This is a genomic window from Bradyrhizobium altum (genome assembly GCF_020889705.1).
GTDB lineage: Bacteria > Pseudomonadota > Alphaproteobacteria > Rhizobiales > Xanthobacteraceae > Bradyrhizobium > Bradyrhizobium altum.
In genome coordinates, this window is the sequence record NZ_JACMYP010000492.1 from 1 (window position 1) to 2,602 (window position 2,602).

The window sequence follows — 2,602 nt, forward strand, 5'->3', positions numbered from 1 at the left end:
AATGCAGGTCAGCCAGCTGGCGCAGCCACAGCATGCGTGAGGCTTGAGGATGAGGGATTGTGTGGGCCTGTCGCGGGCCCACCGAGATCCCTCAACCGGCAGAGACCAAAAGGGTCCGCCTCTCGGCGGGCCTTTTCGTATCTTGCGACGCCTGCCGGATTCCGCGCAATACCGAACGCTTCGTCGCCCAGCGACTGATCACAGCGACGAGCTGTTGCACGCTGCTTCCGGCGGCGCCTCGTCGGCATTCGGGTCGGCCGCGGCCGTGGCCCAGGCGAGTTCGACGAGTGTCACGATCCGCCGGCCGGCACCGTCAAGCTGGCAGACAATCAGGCCCTGCTCCTCGATGTAGGTCAGAAGATGCCGGGCGCGGCGCAGCGAGTGCGTGCCATAGGCGCGGGCGATCGCCGCATCGCTCGGGCAGGGCCAGCCTTCCTTCGCGGCACGGGCGATCATCATGAAGACGCCCTGCATGTCCTCGGGCAGGATGGCGGCACGCAGCGAGACATCCTGCCACGCGTCGTCCTCCGCCATCTCGGTGCCGAGCCCGGCGCGGGCGCGCGTCAGCATGCGGCGAAAATCGGTCAGCTCGGGCACGACGGCGCCGAGACCCTCGATCCGGCAGCGGACCACGAACTCCTGATAGAGCACGCCGATGGCGCGGAAGCCGGCGTCGGGCTCGGCGAGGATCGCGCGCAGGATGCGATCCAGCCGCTCACGCCGTTCGGCCAACTGCTCCGCGCTGAGTGGCGGTTCGGCGGTCTCCGGATCGGTCTCCGGTGCCGGCTGCTTGGCGGCCATCAGCTGGCTGAGCAGGTCGGGCGGCGGTGTCCGGCGCGGCGGCCTGGCAGCCGTTTCAGGTGGCGGCGCGGCCAGGATAATCGCGCGCGCGTCTTCGAGCGTCGCTTCAGGCAGCGGCATCAGCCGCGGCGCCGCGTTGCGCGGTTGCGTGTCGGTCGGACCGATGCGCAAGCCCAGTGGGCGGCGGGAGAGTGCGGGTCCCAGCGCCATGAATTGTCCGCGCTCCAGGTCGCGGAACGCCTCCGCCTGCCGCCGCTCCATGCCGAGCAGGTCGGCGGCCCGCGCCATGTCGATATCGAGGAAGGTCCTGCCCATCAGGAAGTTCGATGCTTCGGCCGCGACATTCTTGGCGAGCTTGGCCAGCCGCTGGGTCGCGATGATCCCGGCAAGCCCGCGCTTGCGGCCGCGGCACATCAGGTTGGTCATCGCGCCGAGCGAGAGCTTGCGTGCTTCGTCGGAAACTTCGCCCGCGATCGCCGGCGCGAACAGCTGCGCCTCGTCCACCACCACCAGCATCGGATACCAATGGTCGCGGGCAACCTCGAACATGCCGCCGAGGAAGGCCGCGGCGCGCCGCATCTGATTCTCGGCGTCGAGCCCCTCGAGATTGAGCACGGTGGAGACGCGATGGATGCGCACGCGCTCGCCGGCGACCTGCAGGCTGCGCTCGGTATGGTCCTCGGCATCGATGACGAGGTGACCGAATCGCTCGGCCAGGGTCACGAAGTCACCCTCGGGATCGATGATGGTCTGCTGCACCCATGGCGCGCTCTGTTCCAGCAGCCGGCGCAGCAGATGGGATTTTCCGGAACCCGAATTGCCCTGCACCAAAAGGCGCGTCGCCAATAGCTCCTCGAGGTCGATGGCCGCCGAAGCACCGGCCGTCGTTTGTCCCATCTCGATCGCTACGGTCATGTCCCGACTCAAATTGTCCTTGCGGCACGCGGCTTAACAAGCCGATCGCGCCCCGTCGAGCGAACCGCGGCATGATCCCCAGGGCGCGACCGGCACTTGGACAGCGGCGATGCTCGCCTGGCGAGACGACGATTGATCGAGCCACTACAACGTGTTTAAATTTGCTTGCCGATCCGGTGAAGATTCTTTTCGCGTCAATTTCGGTTCAGATGCGCGATCCGGCCAGTTCGGACCCGCGCCTCGTTTCAATCAGCCCGTCGAACTCGATGCCTGAGTTCAATTATGACGCATTCATTTCCTACCGCCGGTCCGACGGGATTGCCGTTGCACGGTGGCTGAGGCGCGCGCTTGTCGGCTTTCGTCTTCCGGCCGCGCTGCGCGACGTCTATGGCCGGAAGCTGCGCGTCTATCTCGATTCGGCCTATGAACGGGGCACCAGCGACTTCTACCAGCAGAGCATCAGGCCGGCGCTGCTGTCCTCGCGATACCTCATTGTCGTCGCGACGCCGAACGCCATGCGGCGGCCTGGAGGTGTCGAGGACTGGATCGAGCGCGAGATCCGGGATTTCGCCACGGGCCCCGGAGCCGGCAACGTCATCGTCGCCAGGGGCGCAGGCGATTTCGACGGACCGCTGCCCGGCGGCTTGAAGGAAACGTTCCCGAATATCGAGATCGTCGATTTGAGAGGCGCGGGACGCTTCTGGTTCCTGAGCTTTTCGCGGGTCGTCCGCTTGAGCACGGAAAAGCTGAAGATCGTCGCGCCCCTGTTCAACATCCCGCCCGACGAGATGCCCCGGCTCCGGCAGGAAGAGGAGAAGCGGCAGCAGACGCAGTTGGGTGCCGTCGCGGGGGCGACGCTTGGAACACTGCTCGCGGTGGGCAGTCT

The 2,602-nt window shown here is 66.7% G+C and carries 2 protein-coding genes; one reads left to right on the plus strand and one right to left on the minus strand.

All coding sequences use genetic code 11. The features are described 5' to 3' along the window. Window positions 1-198: 198 nt before the first annotated feature. Window positions 199-1,716, minus strand: coding sequence for a helicase HerA domain-containing protein (locus tag H8B02_RS46735; protein WP_229172439.1), 1,518 nt, complete (start codon window positions 1,714-1,716; stop codon window positions 199-201). Between the two features lie 266 nt (window positions 1,717-1,982). Between H8B02_RS46735 and H8B02_RS46740 the strand changes: the two genes are divergently transcribed. Beyond that, window positions 1,983-2,602 (plus strand): toll/interleukin-1 receptor domain-containing protein (locus H8B02_RS46740; protein WP_376711800.1); only part of this gene is annotated, 620 nt, incomplete at its 3' end.